A 17039-nucleotide genomic window follows, 5' to 3' on the forward strand; every position below is an offset into this window, starting at 1 on the left:
TGGCGGAGGGAACGCGACCAGCGTCGAACCTTCTCCACATCAAGCTATTGATTTTAAATTAATATTTTTCGCGCAATGCACCCCATGAGCGCTTCCAGCACTGCAAACGTCTCACGTGGTGATGCCGTCTGGTGAGAGCGGCATCCTCCTCACCTCCAGCAAGTTGGTATCTACGGTCACCGCTAGACCGTGCAAACATCGACGATACCACCCTGCGCGAATTTGATGCGCCTTGAAAAGACATCCGATCATGCGAGCCCGAAATCTTCCCCAAACCGGTCGATCTGATGCATGCGCTCGTGCAGGATCGTCACAATCCCGATGTCGCCATTCGAGAGATGACGCCAGTAGACGAAATGGCGTTCGTAGCGAAAGAAAAACCCCTCAACGCCGAATTCGGCCGGGATGGGCTTTGAGGCGACGCGGTGGGCAGAGATCCTGTCGAAGGCCGCGAACAGACCGGTGATATACTTCTCTGCCTGATCATCCCCCCACCTGTCACGGGTGTAGCGGTAGATGTCATCGAGGCGATGCGACGCCCCTTCTTGGATTCTAATGGAGGCCAAGGAGTCAGGCCCGGTTCCGTGCAATCACCTCGGCTGCCGTCAGCGTCTGATACGACTCCTCCGGGGCCGCGAAGGCATGGGTAAGCTCGCCCTTCAGCCGGTTGAAGGCTTCCTGCTCCGACCTCTCCTTGTCACGTCGGATCAGGTCACGGATGTACTCGCTGACGTTCTCATAGGACCCGTCATCGCCTACATTGGCCGACACAAAGTCACTCAGTGCTCCACCAAGGCGGACAGTCATCGTGGTCGTTCGGGACATGGCACGGCACCTCTCATCTCGCCTGTATTCAATATAACCAAAAACGCACACAACACAAGAGTGAGCTGCACCCTGGTCCTGCCGATCATCCTTCGCCCCTCACTCGTCTGCCTCCTCGACAATGTGGCGGCCCGCAAGTGCAAGAACAACATAGAGCACAGCATCCGAATGCCGCGCGAGGGCGATCAGATGGTCGCCGCTCGGCCCCCGCTCGCCCGAGAACCAGTACTTCACGGTGCGTTCGCTGGCACCCGTCCAACGCATGGCCATTTTGATTGCCCTGTGTGTGTCGTCCAACTCTTCGTGCAGAGCCATCGCTATGGCGGTTCGATAATCGGTTGGTTCGTCGACCAGGTGCACAAATGTGCCCATTTTCGGCACAACTGTGCCCATCTTCACGCGCATTTTCACGTCCTTCTTCGTTAAACAATTGAAGAACCATGAAAACGGCGGGAGTCGATTTTGTCCGTTGCGGGTCATTGGACCGCGCTTGACGGACACACCTGATTTTAGGAGCGCAGTAATGAATTGGAGTTTGAGAACTGACTGCCGGGCAAACGGAAAGACCTTGCCCGTTTCAGAAACGACTTTCCAGACGCGCTTGTGTCAGATGGAAAAATAGAAACCAAACAAGGCTGAAAAGGAAAGCCCGATTTGAATAACGGTCGATACAACAGCGAGGGCAAAGGCGACGAGGCCGGACAGGATATTCCGGCGGTCGCCTATGTGCGGATGTCGACCGATCACCAGAAGTACTCGACTGAGAACCAACTCGACATCATTCGGGATTACGCCACCGCCCGGGGCCTGCAGATCCTGCGCGTGTTCGAGGACTCCGGTCGGTCCGGGTTGCGGCTGGACGGTCGCGAGGCGCTGCAGAACCTGATGGCAGAGGTCAGAACCGGCCAAGCGGATTTCAAGGCCATTCTGGTCTATGACGTCAGCCGCTGGGGCCGGTTTCAGGATGCTGATGAAGGGGCCTACCACGAGCATGTCTGCTCTCGTGCCGGGATCCGGGTCCACTATTGCGGCGAGCAGTTCGAAAACGACGGCAGCATCGGCTCCAACCTTCTGAAAACCGTCAAGCGGGTGATGGCGGGCGAATACAGCCGCGAACTTTCAGTGAAGGTCTTTGCCGGTCAATGCCGCCTGGTAGAACTTGGCTACCGCCAAGGCGGTGAGGCTGGATATGGGTTGCGCCGGGTACTGATCGACGAACACGGCAACCCGAAGGGTGCCTTGTCCCGCGGCCAACAGAAGAGTTTTCAGACCGACCGTGTCGTTCTCGTTCCGGGCCCTGACCAGGAACAGGATGTCGTGCGTCGCATGTATCGGATGTTTGTCGAGGATGGTCGCTCGGAGCGTGAGATTGCAGAAACCCTGAATGCCGAGGGGCATCTGACGGATCTTGAGCGGCCGTGGTCCCGTGCATCGGTGCACCAGGTCCTGACCAACGAAAAATACATCGGCAACAACGTTTACAACAAGGTGTCCTTCAAGCTGAAGCAGCGCCGGGTGGTAAACCCTCGCGAGATGTGGATCCGGGCGGAGGGCGCCTACCCCGCCATCGTAGTTGAGCCGCTGTTTCTGCGCGCACGCGAAATCGTCGACGCCCGCAGCCAGCATTTCACGGACGCAGAATTGCTCGAAGCCTTGCGCAGCGTACTGAAGCAGAAAGGCGTCTTGTCCGGCCTGATCATCGATGAACAGGACAACCTGCCATCCTCCAGCGCCTTCCGGAGCCGCTTCGGCAGCTTGCTGCGCGCTTACCAGATGATCGGTTATGAGCCAGAGCGCGACTATCGCTACGTCGAGATCAACCGGGCCTTGCGGCAGGCCCACCCCGGCATCGTAGCCCAGATCCTCGACGGGGTCGCGGAACGTGGAGGACAGGCGGCGCAGGATCCGGACACCGACCTGATCCGCATCAATGACGAGTTCACGGCGTCGGTGGTGTTGGCACGATGTTTCGAGACGCAGGGCGGTTCCCTGCGATGGCGCATCCGTCTCGATACTGGCCTGGTGCCCGACATCACGATTGCCGTGCGAATGGACGAATTGAACGAAGTCCCGCGGGATTACTACCTGCTGCCGAGCATCGACATGACCATGGCCAAGTTGAGGTTGGCCGAGCAGAACGGGCTGTCGCTGGACGCCTACCGCTTTGACACGCTCGACTATTTTTATGCGCTCGCTGGCCGGGCCCGGATCACGGAGGCCGCCTGATGCCCGACGACGCCCAAGACATCACCCATAAACAGGTCACTCTCATCCCCACCGACCGAATTCGCATCCTCAACCCCCGTGTGCGCAACCGGCGCACTTTTGAGGAAATGGTTGAGAACATTGCCAAGATTGGCTTGAAGCGACCAATCACCGTGGCGCAGCGCGCCGGAACCGACCCTGTTGAATATGACCTCGTCTGTGGCCAGGGTCGGCTCGAGGCGTTCATGGAACTTCAGCAGGATGCCATCCCGGCCATCATCATCGACGCAGACGAGAGCGATTGCCTGGTCATGAGCCTTGTGGAGAACTGCGCCCGCCGCCAGCACAGCCCGATCGACCTGATGCGTGAGATCGGGAACCTGCGCAAACGCGGCTACAACGACCGCCAGATCGCCAACAAGATCGGCGTCACGCCAGACTATGTCGGCATGATCGCGGGGCTTCTGGAACGTGGCGAAGAACGGCTGGTCTCGGCCGTGGAAACCGGCCTTCTGCCGCTGAACCTCGCCATCGACATTTCAAAGACAGATGCCGAGGGCGGACAGCGCGCTCTCATGGACGCCTACACCCAGAAGAAGCTGCGCGGCAAGAAACTGGCTGCCGTGCGCCGTCTCATCCAGCAGCGCGACGCACAGGGTCCGCACCTTCATCGAAACCGATATGGCAGAAGCGACGGCGCCAAGCGGCCCCTGACCAGCGACGCGCTTGTGCGGGCCTATCAGCAGGAAGCGGAGCGACAGAAGGTGCTGATCAAGAAGGCCGAACTGACGCAGGGCCGCCTGATGTTTGTCGTGGAGGCATTTCGCTCGCTGCGCGATGATGACCACTTCTTAACGCTCCTGCGCGCGGAGGGGCTGGACACCCTACCCACATATCTCGGTCAATCGCTGGACGCAGGAGCGGCCGAATGAGCCGGGGCAAGCGCAAAACCCCGGACGCGGTTGCGCTCGGTTTTGAGAGTGATTGCGTCACCGTGCCGGTAGAGGCCATCCTGCCCGTGCGCGCCCTCAGCGCATCCGTCAAATCCAGCCGCAAGTACCGCCAGATCACCGCGTCGATCAAAGAGGTTGGCCTGGTCGAACCGCCGGTCGTCACGCGATCCACGGGAGAGGAAGGCACCTTTATGCTGCTTGACGGGCATATCCGGATCGAGGTGCTGAAGGATCTCGGCATCGAACGGGTCGAATGTCTGATCTCCACTGACGACGAGGCATTCACTTACAACAAGCGGATCAGCCGCCTTGCGCCCATCCAGGAGCACAAGATGATCCGCAAGGCCATTGAGCGCGGTGTCTCCGAGGAAAAGATCGCTCTGGCTCTCGACCTCAATCCGCGCAGCATTGTGCGTAAAGCCAAGCTCCTCGACGGAATCTGCGAAGAGGCCGTTAGCATCCTGAAAGACAAACACTGTGCGACCGCCGTGTTCGAAATCCTGCGCAAGATGAAAGCCATGCGCCAGATCGAGGCGGCAGAGCTGATGATGAACGCGAACAATTATTCTCCGGCATACATCTCTGCAATTCTGGCGGGAACGCCCCAGGCGCAGCTGGTGGACACGAAGAAACCCAAGAAGATGAGGGGCATCACCCCTGAGGCCATGGCCCGCATGGAGCGCGAGCTGGCCCGGCTGCAGGAAGGGATCACTTCGATCCAAGACTCCTACGGCCAGGACCACCTGCAGCTGACCGTGATCAAGGGGTATCTGGCAAAGCTGCTCGGGAACGCCAGGATCGTCCGGTATCTGATGCAGCATCGGCCGGAGTTTCTGACAGAATTTCAGGCCATCGCCGAGATGGCCTCTACCCCACCGCCCGAAGCGGAATAGCTAAAGGGGCCAGAGCTGATGGGGACCCGGACCCGACAAGCGCGGGGACCGCGGGAGACGCCGGACAGTGGGCCGGATCGAGCGTGGCGGTGGGGATGGCGGCGAACCCGTTCGGAGCCCACCAGGTCGGCCGAGATTTCGCCGACTGCGCGACCGCGCATGTGGTTGCGATATTTGCAGGCGTGCCGAAGGTTGGTGTGGATCGGCACGCCTGCTTCACTTCCCGTTCGTTACGACTCTGTTGATCAAGGAAAAGGAACTGCAAGCCATGTCCCTATTCGTATTTCTTGCGTAACTTCTTCGTTGAAATGCGCCCCGCGATTGGAAACAGATGCTGGTGATCTGATATCGTAAGAAGAAAAGGACCGATTCATAGGCGACGCCCCGTTCTTGCAGCAGGTCCGCGAAAACCCTGAGCGACATCGGAAACTGCACATACAAAATCGCCGTCAGGCGGATGATTCCGGTCGCGTCCTGGAGTACCGAAACAGGGAGCGTTTTGGCATCCGAGGACGGTATTTGACCGCCGTGCCAGCCTAAAGCCGGGTTGCTCTGACACCGCCGATCACGGGGCCTGTGAATGCATGCGCCAACGAGATCAAGGAACAGCGAGAGCAAGAACCAGAGAAGACCCGCGACAGGCGTCGCGGGCTTAGCGACGGGTTTGGGTTGTGAGCTGACAGTGGGCAATTTTTCCATCAGCCCAAGGCATAGCCCGCGCCCCGAACGGTGCGTAGAAGATCGTCACCGCCGTGCCGACACAAGGCCTTGCGCAAGCGGCCAATATGGACATCGACGGTGCGGGTTTCGACATAGATATCGCGGCCCCAGACACGGTCGAGCAACTGTTCGCGGCTAAAAACCCGCCCTGGTCTTTCCATGAAGGTGGCGAGCAGGCGAAACTCGGTCGGGCCGAGTTGCAACGACTTGCCCGCGCGGGTGACACGATAGGTTTCGCCGTCAAGCCGGATATCCTGAAACTCCAGGACCATGCCAACGGTTGAAGGGCGCACACGCCGCAGGTTGGCGCGGATGCGGGCCATCAGCTCGACGATGGAGTAGGGTTTGATTACATAGTCATCTGCTCCGGTTTCAAGGCCGCGCACCCGATCCACCTCTTCGGAGCGGGCCGACAGCATGATGACCGGTATCGCGCGCGTCTCGGCCCGCGATTTCAGGCGGCGGCACACCTCGATCCCCGAAAGGTTCGGCATCATCCAATCGAGCACGATCAGGTCCGGGGGTTCCTCGCGAACCATCATTATCGCCTCTTCGCCGTCTTGCGCCAGATTGACGCGGTAGCTTTCGGCGGTGAGGTTGTAGGACAGCACTTCGCGCTGCGCCGGCTCATCCTCAACCAGCAGGATCAGCGGGTGTTCTATGGTCGCCATGCGGCCTCCTATTCTGCTGTGCCTGATGCAATCGACGTGTTGTCTGCCTTGGGGCGATCGTCATCCGGCAAGGAACCGGTGGTGAGATAGATCACCTGCTCGGCAATCCCGGTCGCATGGTCGCCCATCCGTTCGATGTTCTTGGCGATGAAATGCAGGTGCAGGCAAGTCGAGATGTTGCGCGGATCCTCGGTCATATGTGTCAGGAATTCGCGGAACAGGGAGTTGTACATCTGATCAATATCGTGGTCTTGCTGTCGCACCTGTTCGGCCAGGTCGGCGTCATCCTTGACATAGGCGTCGAGCACGTTCTTCAGTTGTAGCTGTACTGCCTTGGCCATGCGCCTGATCAATCCGGCGGAGTTTTCGACGGCTGGCATATTGGCCAGAGCAGTCGAGCGTTTGGCAAGGTTTTTGGCATAATCGCCGCAACGCTCTAGCGCCGCCGCGATTTTGATCGCGGTCAGCACGGTGCGCAGATCGGCAGCGGCAGGCGCGTGCAGCGCAATCAGGCGGGCGGACGCGGCATTGATCTGTTCTTCGAGGGCATCAATGGCCCGATCGCCCTTGCGCACCGCGTCGGCAAGTTCGTCGTCGCGGGTTTCCAGCGCGCGGGCCGCGTCCAGAATGGCCGCTTCAACAAGCCCGCCCATGCGCGTGATCATGGCCTGCACGAATTCCAGGTCGCGGTCCAGGTTAAACGTGATGTGGGATTCGGGTTTCATCATTTCCTCTGTCGGCGGATTCGGCTGATCATGTGGCCACTCTGGACTCGGCCCGCCACGCTTTTGCGACAGTTTTGTAACAGTTTTATGAAGGCTGATCAGGTTATCGGTAGAAGAACCTTAAAGCACGCCCCCTTGCCCCGTTCGCTGCTGATGGTGAGCTGTCCGCGATGACGGTTGACGATATGCTTGACGATGGCAAGCCCCAGGCCGGTGCCGCCCTTTTCGCGGGAGCGGTGGGTGTCGACGCGGTAGAACCGCTCAGTCAGGCGCTGCAAGTGCTGCTCTTCGATGCCGTCCCCCCGGTCGATCACGTCAATTCTCAACAGGGGGTCGCTGGTTGGCGGATGGATCCTGACCGTGATCAGCCTCCCGGAGGCACCGTATTTTATCGCGTTCTCAATCAGGTTCTGGAACACCTGCAACAGCTGATCCGCATCGGCCGGAACGTGCGGTGCCATGTCTGCCCCGGTGATTTCCAGCGCCACGCCGGCCGCATCGGCGACAGGGCGCAGGGCGGCTACGGCGGATTGGATCACCGCCACAACGTCCACGTGGGTGGTGGGACGGCGGCGTTCCTCTGCCTCCACCTTGGAAAGAGAAAGAAGGTCTTGCACAAGTCGGCTCATGCGTCTTGTCTCGCGCTCCATAATGGTCAGGAAACGGTCACGGGCGTCAGGATCGTCTCGGGCCGCTCCTTTCAGCGTTTCGATGAACCCAGCCAGCGCCGTCAGGGGGGTGCGTAGCTCGTGGCTGACATTGGCGACAAAATCCCGGCGCAGCTGGCCGATGAGTTCCTGTTCGGTGATATCCTGGAAGGCGCATAGAGCGCCGCTTCTGTCGGCGCCGGAAACGGGAGTCACCGTAACGAGATAGGTTACCTCATGCGACGGACCATGAATCACATAGCGTGCCTGCCCGGCCACCCTGTCGCGCAGCGCAACTTCAATCGCGGCCAGCAAGGCGGGTTGGCGCAGGGCGATGGCGTGGTGGCGACCGATCTGGCTTGTTTCCAGAATGGCCTCGGCCGCCAGGTTGGCCGCGAAAATCAGATTATCTGCTCCAATCATCACCATTGGCAGTGGTACGCCGCCCAGAATATCGTCAAGCCATTGCCGATCCATTCCAAATCCTTTCGCCGACGCATTCATGCCATGGGCGCGCTGAAACTTTGTGCCAAAGATTGCCGGGAGTTGTGAGTCGCGCATAATTGGGGTGTCGACCTTCAAGGATAGCAGTTTTTGCCAACCCGGTTTCCGTTGGCGCCGATCACCAGCTTTCCGTCCTCTTTCTCTAACGGGCCGGGCGGCAATTTTTCGAGTAGATCCAGCACGGCTTCACTCGGACGGCAAAGCCGCACCCCTTTCGGAGAGCAAACGATGGGACGGTTGACCAGAATGGGATGATCGAGCATCGCAGCGAGCAGCGTTTCGTCGCTCACTGCGGGGTCGAGCAGGCCCAGTTCCTTTGCAGGTGATTTCGTCGTGCGCAGGGCGGTGCGGGGCGTCAGGTCGGCAGCGGCGAACAGTGCCAGAAGCTGCGGGCGGGTCCATCCGGTTTCGAGGTATTCAATCACAATCGGCGTCTCGCCAGACGCTTCGATGATCGCAAGCACGTTGCGCGACGTACCGCAGTCAGGGTTGTGATGGATGACGATGCTCATGACTTGCCCCCTTCGGCCGGAAACCAGTGCTGTGTCCGGTTGGCGAAGGCCACGAGCGACAGCATGACCGGCACCTCCACGAGGACGCCGACAACTGTGGCAAGAGCCGCACCCGATCCAAGGCCGAACAGGCTGATGGCGACAGCCACCGCCAGCTCGAAGAAGTTTGACGTGCCGATCATGGCGCAGGGCGCGGCCACGTTGAACGGGATGCGCCAGGCCCGCGCCGCACCGTAGGCCACGAAGAAAATGCCATAGGATTGGATCAACAGGGGTACCGCGATAAGCGCGATAACGAGCGGGCGGTCAAGAATAACTTCGCCCTGAAACCCGAAGAGCAGCATCACCGTGACCAGCAAGCCAAAGATCGAGAACGGCTGTACGCGGGCCTTGAACGCATCCACGGCCGCCGCTCCGCCATTGCCGATAAGGTTGCGGCGCGTCACATACCCAGCCAGCAGCGGCAGCATGACATATAGCCCAACCGACAAAAGCAACGTGTCCCAGGGAACGACGATGTCGGTCACGCCCAGCAGGAAAGCCACGATGGGCGCGAAAGCAAAGACCATGATCACGTCGTTCACACTGACCTGAACCAGCGTATAGGTCGCGTCGCCGCGGGTGAGGTTCGACCAGACAAAGACCATTGCTGTGCAGGGGGCCGCGCCCAGCAGGATAACGCCAGCAAGGTAGGCCTGCGCATCGTCGGGCGGGATCAGCCCCGCAAAAACATTCTCAAAGAACAGCACGCCGAGCGCGGCCATGGTGAAGGGCTTGATAAGCCAGTTCACCACCAGCGTGACCACCAGGCCCTTCGGTTTGTCGCCCACTTGCCGCAGCGCGCCGAAATCCACGCCGACCATCATTGGATAAACCATCGCCCAGATCAGCATCGCCACGGGCAGGTTGACCGAGGCCATCTCCAGCGAGGCCAGAAACGAAAACAGGCCCGGCACCAGATTGCCCAGCAGCAGCCCCGCGCCGATGGCCAGCGCCACCCAGACGGACAGCCACCGTTCGAATGTACCCAGACCCGCCGCAGCGGGAAGCGATGTATCAGTCATGTCGATCTTTCGTGTGGTTGGCGTTCAGGTGGGCCGAGCGGCCCCTGGCAGCAGATGATTTCGTCGAGAACGGGCTGACACAGTTCGGGACGCCCGCCGCAGCACGCCTCCATCAAGAAGCTCAGAAGGCCGCGCATCCCGTCCATGTCGGCGAAATAGCGGATGCTGCGCCCTTCCCGCCTGCTCCGGATCAGACCGGACCGGGCCAGGACCCCGAGATTGGCCGACATCGTGTTCTGGCGCACCTCCAGTGCGCTACTGATATCACCGGCCAACATCCCTTGCTGCCCTGCCTTGATCAGCAGCCGGAACACGTCGAGCCGGGTTGACTGGCTGAGAGCGGCAAAGGCGTCGAGTGCGTGATTCTTATCCATATATCTGGAATTATGGAAATGAGTGATATTCGTCAAGCGGTCCCGTCAAATGCGTCGGGACTGGAAAGCGATGTCAGATCGCCTTTTGGCCGATCGTCATCAGGCAGTTCTCCCGTCACCAGATAAATCACCTGTTCGGCGATCGACGTGGTGTGATCCCCCATCCGCTCGATGTTCTTGGCGATGAAATGCAGATGCATACAGGCGGAGATACTGTGGGGTTCCTCCATCATGTGCGTCAGGAGTGAACGAAAAAGGGTGTTGTACATCTCATCGATCTCAAAATCCCGCGCTCGGACCTCTTGGGCAATTTCGAGATCGCGTCGCATATAGGCATTGAGCGCGTCGGCCATCATGTCTACGACCGCCTTCTGCATACGACGCAGAGCCGGGGAAACATCTTTGACCGAGTGCGCATGGGCCAGCACGGACGTGCGTTTGGCGATGTTCTTTGCATAATCGCCGCACCGTTCCAGATTCGAGGCGATGGTCATGACCGTCAAAACCGTACGCAGGTCGCCTGCGTTCGGAGACCGCGTTCCGAGAATGCGGGCGCAATCGATTTTGATTCTCTCTTCCAGCTCGTCGATGGCCTTGTCATTCCGCCGCACGGCTTCGGCCATTTCGAGATTACTGGCCTCGAGGGCCTCGGCAGCCCGCATCATGGCCTCGTTGATCAAGTCGGCCATTTTCATGAGCATGGCCTGTGCGCCTTCAAGGTCGCGGTCAAAGGCGCTGGAAATGTGTTTCGTGTTCATGACAGGTCTCCTATCCAATCCGGCCAGAGATGTAGCTTTCGGTGCGGCGGTCCTTGGGGTTGGTGAATATCTCGTCGGTATCGCCGTATTCAACGAGGTTGCCGAGGTGGAAAAATGCGGTCTTCTGGCTGACCCGCGCGGCCTGCTGCATCGAGTGGGTAACGATGACCACGGTGTATTTCTCGCGCAGGGTGTCGATCAGCTCCTCGATCTGCGCGGTCGCGATGGGGTCGAGCGCCGAGCATGGCTCGTCCATCAGCAACACCTCGGGGTCGGTGGCCACGGCGCGCGCGATGCACAGACGCTGTTGCTGGCCGCCCGAAAGCCCGGTGCCGGGGGCGTGCAGGCGGTCCTTGACCTCATCCCAGATCGCGCCGCGGCGCAGGGACCGCTCGACGATCTCGTCCATCTCGACTCTGGATCTGGCCAGGCCGTGGATTTTGGGGCCATAGGCGACATTGTCATAGATCGACTTGGGAAACGGGTTCGGCTTTTGAAACACCATGCCGACGCGGACGCGCAACTGCACCGGGTCGATACTGCGGTCATAAATGTCGTCGCCGTCGATGCGGATATCGCCCGCGACCCGGCAGATGTCGATCGTGTCGTTCATCCGGTTGATGCAGCGCAGGAAAGTGGATTTGCCGCAGCCCGACGGGCCGATGAAGGCCGTGACCGAACGTTCCTTGATATCGACGTCGACATCCTTGATCGCGTGGGTATCGCCGTAATGGACCTGCACGCCGCGCGCGCTGATCTTGGTAGCGTTGGTATCAACATCGCAGTTGATAGCTCTGAGGTCGTCCACGGCCTCTCCTTTCGGGGGGTTTACCATTTGCGTTCAAACTTGCTGCGCAGGTAGATTGCGATGGCGTTCATCGTGATGAGGAAGGTCAGCAGCACGAGGATGGCGGCAGATGTCCGGCTGACAAAGCCGCGCTCGGGGCTGTCGGCCCAGATGAAGATCTGCGTCGGCAGGGCGGTGGCGCTGTCAAACGGCGTCGCGGGTGCCGAGGTGATAAAGGCATTCATCCCGATCAGCAGCAGCGGCGCGGTTTCGCCCAGGGCTTGCGCCAGACCGATGATCGTTCCCGTCAGGATACCGGGCATGGCCAGGGGCACGACATGGCCAAAGACCACCTGTTGCCTGGATGCGCCCACACCCAGGGCGGCCTCGCGGATCGAGGGTGGTACGGCCTTGAGTGCGGCGCGCGTCGCAATGATGATCGTCGGCATCGTCATCAGGGCCAGTGTCATACCACCGACGAGCGGTGCAGAGCGCGACATCCCGAACCAGCCTATGAAGACCGCCAGCGCCAGAAGGCCGAAGACGACCGAGGGCACGGCAGCCAGATTGTTGATATTGACCTCGATGAAATCGCTCAGCTTGTTCTTGGGCGCGAATTCCTCGAGGTAGATGGCCGCGCCGATGCCCAGCGGGAACGAGATCAGAAAACAGGTCAGGAGCGCCCAGAACGAGCCCATGATCGCGCCCTTGAGGCCCGCCAGCTCGGGAAAGCGGCTGTCGGCATTGGTCAGAAGGCCGGTATTGAGGCTGGAGGTGATCGCGCCAATCTCGATCAGACGGTCATAAAAGGCGATCTGCGTGTCATCGAGACGGCGCAGGCTCTCAGGGGTCTCGCGGTCCAAAAGGCCCTTGTGAAGCTGGTCATAGGGGTCCGACACAGGCACGCTCAGGGCAATGGTCTGCCCGATCAGCGACAGGTCCGCCACCACGCGGTCACGCAGCTGAAACTGGGCGCCGTTGGACAGGATGCTGCCCACCACGCGCATCGCAGCGCGGTCATTCGGGTCAACCGATGGCAGGTCTGCTGCCAGAGCCGCCGCCAGCACATCGTCGAAATTGCCGCGCGGAAGGCGCTCGGCGCTGATTTCCTCGGGGTCGATGAACACCTCAAGCGTGATCTCGGTCTGGGTGAATGCCTTGTGGCCGGTCGAGATCAGCGAGGCGAGCAGGATGAACAGCATCAGGAACGCCAGGCTGATCGCCGTGATGCCCATGGCCTGCAGGATGAACTGCTTGCGGTGCCGCCGCGAGAGGCTGCCGCGCACCTTGTCCATTGTGGTCCGTGCCACGGAGCCGGAGGGAATATCGGTCATGGGATCAAGCCTCAATCGTAGGCTTCGCGGTACTTCCGAACGATGCGGAGTGCGAAGATATTGATGACAAGGGTGACGAGGAACAGCATCATCCCCAGGGCGAAGGCGGCCAGCGTCTTGGGGTTGTCGAACGAGGTATCTCCGATCAGCAGCGTGACGATCTGCACGGTGACCGTGGTAACACTCTCCAGCGGGTTGAGCGTGAGATTGGCCATCAGACCCGCAGCCATCACAACGATCATCGTCTCGCCGATAGCGCGGCTGACAGCCAGCAGGACACCGCCCACGATACCGGGGATCGCCGCCGGAAAGAGAACGTTCAGCACTGTCTCGGCGCGTGTGGCGCCAAGGGCCAGCGCGCCATCGCGCATCGCCCGTGGCACTGCCGACAGCGCGTCATCGGCGAAGGACGAGATGAACGGCACCAGCATGATGCCCATCACCCCGCCCGCCGCCAGTGCGGTATTGGGTGCGACCGGAATGCCCAGTGACGCGCCAAAGCTGCGGATCGCGGGGGCCACGACGAGGATGGCGAAGAAGCCGTAGACGACCGTCGGCACCCCGGCGAGGATCTCCAGCAGCGGCTTGGCCACCGCGCGGACGCGCTTAGGCGCGAATTCGAAAAGGTAGATGGCCGACAGCAGGCCGATCGGCACGGCAATGACGATGGCGACGATGGTGATGACGATCGTGCCGACGATCACCGGGATCCAGCCAAAGGCACCGGCAGCGGCGATCTGGTCGGCGCGGATCGGTATCTGAGGCTCCCAGTTGAGGCCAAAGAGGAACTCGCTCAGCGGCACCAACCGCAGAAACTTGTAGGTCTCGAAGGCCAGCGAGGCCACGATGCCGACGGTGGTAAAGATGGCGACGACCGAGCAGAAGATCATCAGGCCCGAGACGATCCGCTCGACCCCCTGGCGCGCGCGGAACTCGGCCGAGACCTTCTTGCGGGCAAAGATCATGATGGCGAGGCAAAGAAGCGCGGTCACCAGCACAAGGCCAAGCGCGGCCAGCTGGCGCAGCTCGGTCAGACGCTCGGCAGCCGCCAGTTTCCATGGAACGGGCTGGCCAAAGATGCGCCCCCCCGCGATGGACTGGATCTCGGCGAGGATGAGATCGACCTGGCCCTTTTCCAGCTCGGTCAGTGTGCCGTCCGGCAGCGCGCCCATCACCACCGCGTTGACGACGGACCCTTGCAGCACCAGCCAAGCCAGGATCACGACCAGAACGGGCACCAGCATCAGCAGCAGCGCAAAGAGGCCGTGATAATTCGAGACCGAATGCAGCCTTGCGCCGCCATTGCGGATGCCGGTCGCGGCGCGCCGGTTCAAGGCGTAGGCCGCAAGGCTGGCGACAAGAAGAATAGCGAAGGCCAAGGTCGTCATCGGATACACCCGCTCATGGTAGAATGCCCGGGCCAGACAGGGCCGGCCCGGGCGGGATCAGACAGGCGTTCAGCCTGCCGGGGCTTCCATCGACTGGCCGTTCAGAACGTTGTCCTGCAAGGTCTGCATCCGGTCCTCGGCCAGCGGCACAAGGCCCCGCTCGGACAGGTAGCCACCAGAGGCCAGCGCGTCGTCGGACATGTATTCCTCAATGAAGGCATCAAGGTTGGGGATCACGCCGCGATGCGCGTTCTTGATGTAGAAATAGAGCGGGCGCGACACGGGATAGGATTTGTCGGCGATGGTCTCGATCGACGGTTCGACGCCTTCGATCTGCACGCCCTTCAGCTTGTCCATGTTCTCGTAAAGGAAGGAATAGCCGAAGATTCCCATGGCGTTCGGGTCGGCCTCGATGCGCTGGACGATCAGGTTGTCATTCTCGCCCGCCTCGACAAAGGGGCCGTCGGTGCGCATGCGCGAACAGTTCTCTTCAACCCAGTCACCGTCGAAGCCGCCGTTGGCTACATAGTCCAGCTCTTCGCAGCCCGCGTGCATCGCCAACTCGACAAAGGCGTCGCGGGTGCCGGATGTGGGCGGCGGGCCATAGGCCAGGATCTCGGTTTCGGGCAGGTCGGGGTTGATTTCCGACCATTTGGTATAGGGGTTGTCGACCCATTCACCGTTGACCGGAACCTGGGCACCGAGGGCGAGGTAAACCTCACCGAGAGTCAGATTCCAGTCGAAATCGTTCTCGCGCGAGATCGCGAGCGACAGGCCATCGAAGCCGATCAGCGCTTCGGTGATGTCGGTGACTCCGTTCTGCTGGCACAGCTCGAACTCCGATGCCTTCATGGCGCGTGAAGCACCGGTGATGTCAGCATGCGATTCGCCGATGCCGCCGCAGAAGATCTGCATGCCACCGCCGGTGCCGGTGGATTCCACGACGGGCGACGGGGCGCCGGTGTTGTTGGCGAACTGTTCGGCGACCGCTTGCGTGTAGGGAAACACGGTCGAAGACCCGACGATACGGATCGCATCGCGGCTTTGCGCGAAAGCAGCAGTTGTGGAGATTGCGGCAACCACGCAGACAGACGCGGTCAGTTTCAGGTAAGACATAGTAACTCCCAAGTTTGCAACGGTCGCCGTCACGACCATGGTGGTCGGATACGCGGGTTTTGTGATGCTGGTGTAAGAGTTATGTTACGGTTTCATGACAAATCGATTGGCAGACCGATCGCGCAACGCATCTGCAGTTTGCTTAAGACATCCGCTATCACAGGGATCCGCACGGTCTGCTGACCCCAGACACAATACAATGTTGAGTTTTTCGGCTTTTTTGCCGCCCTCGCCCGCTCTAATGGAAATCAGACCGTCAGGTGTGACAAAAACCTATGACAAGGCTAATGAAGTTTTGGCAGTTTCTTGGCGCGGTTCGCTCTGACCAGAACGGCCCGCCACCGTCAGGTTGAGGCGCCAAAAGCGGCCCTGACATAGGATGCACAAATGTGCCCGTTTCCGTGCACGACAGTAGCCGAGGTCGCATACCATCATGTCCGCGCAGGGACGCCTTGCCGCTCTTTGAAACCGTGAAACTCGTGAACCGGGCCGAGCGTGGCCCTGCGGTTGAGGCGTCTGGCGCTTCCTGCACAGTCATGCCCGGTCCGTCTTCACCTGCACGCCCGTGCCTGTTCGCGCATAACCGCGTAGTCGCTGAGCATCCGCACGATCACCGCCCCTTTCCTGCAGCACCTTGACCTCGGCGGAGGCGCGGGCCTGAGTCCCAACCTTCCCCACCCTAAGTCATTAATTTCTAAATGACATATGCGCGGGGAGTTCGCCACGCTCGGCAGCGCGCTCATTCGACGGGCTCGGTCGAATGTGGTCCCGTGCACACTGAATGGTCGGTCGGCACCCTCTTTCACTCGGCAGTCGGCCACGGTACCCTGTTGGCGCTCAGGCGTCGCCTCGGTCGTCCGCGATTCTGACAGGTGATGCTGGCCGACCATGCTATGATGGCCAAGGAACCGGGCGCCAAGACGTCATCCGGCCCGGGCAGGTCTTTGTTTCCAATGATCAGGGAGGATAAGATGGCAGATTTCAAGGTCGGATATTTTGTTGGCAGCCTTGCAAAGGGTTCGATCAACAGGAAGCTCTCGCAAGCGCTTGTTCGGCTGGCGCCGCCGGAACTGCAGATGCAGGAAATCCGCTTCGGCGACCTGCCGCTCTACAGCTACGACTATGACGCCGCCTATCCGCCGGTCGCAATGGACTTCAAGGCGGCCATCGCAGACGTGGACGCGGTGCTGTTTGTCACCCCGGAATACAATCGCTCGATCCCGGGCGGACTGAAGAACGCGATCGACTGGGCAAGTCGCCCGTGGGGGCAGAACTCCTTCACCCGCAAGCCCTCCGCGATCATCGGCACCTCGCCCGGAGCCATCGGAACCGCCGTCGGACAGCAGCACCTCAAGAGCATCCTCGGCTTCTGCAACTCGCCGATGATGAACGCGGTGGAAGCCTACATCCAGTTCAAGCCAGACCTTATTTCGGACGAGGGTGAAGTGAGTGTCGAAGGAACGGAGGAGTTCCTGCGCAGCTACATGCACGAGTTCCGCGACTTCATCCGGCGCGTCCTGACCGTCTATCCCCGCTCGAGCTGACCGCAGCGCAATTCGGGCG

18 protein-coding genes are annotated in these 17039 nt (G+C 60.5%); 4 read left to right on the top strand and 14 right to left on the bottom strand.

Features of this window, described 5'->3' with window-relative positions; all coding sequences use genetic code 11:
- Nucleotides 1-248: 248 nt before the first annotated feature.
- The 3 genes from ACGKZZ_RS15885 to ACGKZZ_RS15895 form a co-directional block, all read right to left on the bottom strand.
- Nucleotides 249-566 carry a type II toxin-antitoxin system RelE/ParE family toxin gene (locus ACGKZZ_RS15885; protein WP_411224511.1) on the bottom strand — a complete coding sequence of 106 codons (318 nt, stop codon included), beginning with the start codon at nt 564-566 and terminating at the stop codon, nt 249-251.
- Between the two features lie 4 nt (nt 567-570).
- Nucleotides 571-825, bottom strand: coding sequence for a type II toxin-antitoxin system ParD family antitoxin (locus ACGKZZ_RS15890; protein ID WP_411224512.1), 255 nt, complete (start codon nt 823-825; stop codon nt 571-573).
- 99 nt (nt 826-924) lie between these two features.
- Nucleotides 925-1230, bottom strand: a complete 306-nt coding sequence (locus ACGKZZ_RS15895) for an XRE family transcriptional regulator (RefSeq protein WP_411224546.1) — start codon at nt 1228-1230, stop codon at nt 925-927.
- Nucleotides 1231-1479: 249 nt separating this feature from the next.
- Here ACGKZZ_RS15895 and ACGKZZ_RS15900 point away from each other — a divergent pair, with 249 nt between their 5' ends.
- From ACGKZZ_RS15900 to ACGKZZ_RS15910, 3 genes are read left to right on the top strand one after another with little or no spacing between them, the layout of a single operon-like run.
- Nucleotides 1480-3051 (top strand): recombinase family protein, encoded by a 1572-nt coding sequence (locus tag ACGKZZ_RS15900; RefSeq protein WP_411224513.1) that lies wholly within the window; start codon nt 1480-1482, stop codon nt 3049-3051.
- Entirely contained in the window at nt 3051-3962 is a 912-nt protein-coding gene (locus ACGKZZ_RS15905) for a plasmid partitioning protein RepB C-terminal domain-containing protein (RefSeq protein ID WP_411224514.1), read from the top strand. Before ACGKZZ_RS15900 ends, ACGKZZ_RS15905 begins: the two co-directional genes overlap by 1 nt.
- Nucleotides 3959-4876 carry a plasmid partitioning protein RepB C-terminal domain-containing protein gene (locus tag ACGKZZ_RS15910; protein WP_411224515.1) on the top strand — a complete coding sequence of 306 codons (918 nt, stop codon included), beginning with the start codon at nt 3959-3961 and terminating at the stop codon, nt 4874-4876. Before ACGKZZ_RS15905 ends, ACGKZZ_RS15910 begins: the two co-directional genes overlap by 4 nt.
- 698 nt (nt 4877-5574) lie before the next feature.
- Here the strand turns inward: ACGKZZ_RS15910 and phoB are convergent.
- From phoB to ACGKZZ_RS15965, 11 genes are all read right to left on the bottom strand, one after another.
- Nucleotides 5575-6267, bottom strand: coding sequence for a phosphate regulon transcriptional regulator PhoB (gene phoB, locus ACGKZZ_RS15915; protein ID WP_411224516.1), 693 nt, complete (start codon nt 6265-6267; stop codon nt 5575-5577).
- Nucleotides 6268-6275: 8 nt separating this feature from the next.
- Complete coding sequence (gene phoU, locus ACGKZZ_RS15920; protein ID WP_411224547.1) at nt 6276-6992, bottom strand: phosphate signaling complex protein PhoU; 717 nt, start codon at nt 6990-6992, stop codon at nt 6276-6278.
- Nucleotides 6993-7090: 98 nt separating this feature from the next.
- Entirely contained in the window at nt 7091-8116 is a 1026-nt protein-coding gene (locus ACGKZZ_RS15925) for an ATP-binding protein (protein WP_411224548.1), read from the bottom strand.
- 101 nt (nt 8117-8217) lie between these two features.
- Entirely contained in the window at nt 8218-8655 is a 438-nt protein-coding gene (arsC, locus tag ACGKZZ_RS15930) for an arsenate reductase (glutaredoxin) (protein ID WP_411224517.1), read from the bottom strand.
- Nucleotides 8652-9719: an ACR3 family arsenite efflux transporter gene (gene arsB, locus ACGKZZ_RS15935; protein WP_411224518.1), complete on the bottom strand. Its 1068-nt coding sequence runs from the start codon at nt 9717-9719 to the stop codon at nt 8652-8654. The genes arsC and arsB overlap by 4 nt, the downstream gene beginning before the upstream one ends.
- Complete coding sequence (locus ACGKZZ_RS15940) at nt 9716-10093, bottom strand: ArsR/SmtB family transcription factor (protein ID WP_411224519.1); 378 nt, start codon at nt 10091-10093, stop codon at nt 9716-9718. The genes arsB and ACGKZZ_RS15940 overlap by 4 nt, the downstream gene beginning before the upstream one ends.
- Before the next feature lie 32 nt (nt 10094-10125).
- The gene (gene phoU / locus ACGKZZ_RS15945) at nt 10126-10851 is read right to left on the bottom strand and encodes a phosphate signaling complex protein PhoU (protein WP_411224520.1); all 726 of its coding nucleotides are present in this window, start codon (nt 10849-10851) and stop codon (nt 10126-10128) included.
- Nucleotides 10852-10861: 10 nt separating this feature from the next.
- Entirely contained in the window at nt 10862-11686 is an 825-nt protein-coding gene (gene pstB, locus ACGKZZ_RS15950; RefSeq protein WP_411224521.1) for a phosphate ABC transporter ATP-binding protein PstB, read from the bottom strand.
- A complete protein-coding gene (gene pstA / locus ACGKZZ_RS15955; protein ID WP_411224522.1) occupies nt 11680-12972 on the bottom strand; it encodes a phosphate ABC transporter permease PstA in 1293 nt (430 codons plus the stop codon). Before pstA ends, pstB begins: the two co-directional genes overlap by 7 nt.
- 11 nt (nt 12973-12983) lie before the next feature.
- On the bottom strand, nt 12984-14360 hold the full coding sequence (gene pstC / locus ACGKZZ_RS15960) for a phosphate ABC transporter permease subunit PstC (protein ID WP_411224523.1): 1377 nt from the start codon (nt 14358-14360) through the stop codon (nt 12984-12986).
- A gap of 69 nt (nt 14361-14429) precedes the next feature.
- Nucleotides 14430-15476: a PstS family phosphate ABC transporter substrate-binding protein gene (locus tag ACGKZZ_RS15965; RefSeq protein WP_411224524.1), complete on the bottom strand. Its 1047-nt coding sequence runs from the start codon at nt 15474-15476 to the stop codon at nt 14430-14432.
- Between the two features lie 971 nt (nt 15477-16447).
- Here ACGKZZ_RS15965 and ACGKZZ_RS15970 point away from each other — a divergent pair.
- On the top strand, nt 16448-17020 hold the full coding sequence (locus ACGKZZ_RS15970; RefSeq protein WP_411224525.1) for an NADPH-dependent FMN reductase: 573 nt from the start codon (nt 16448-16450) through the stop codon (nt 17018-17020).
- The last annotated feature ends 19 nt before the right edge of the window (nt 17021-17039 follow it).

It is taken from the genome of Marivita sp. S2033 (assembly GCF_046592965.1).
GTDB lineage: Bacteria > Pseudomonadota > Alphaproteobacteria > Rhodobacterales > Rhodobacteraceae > Marivita.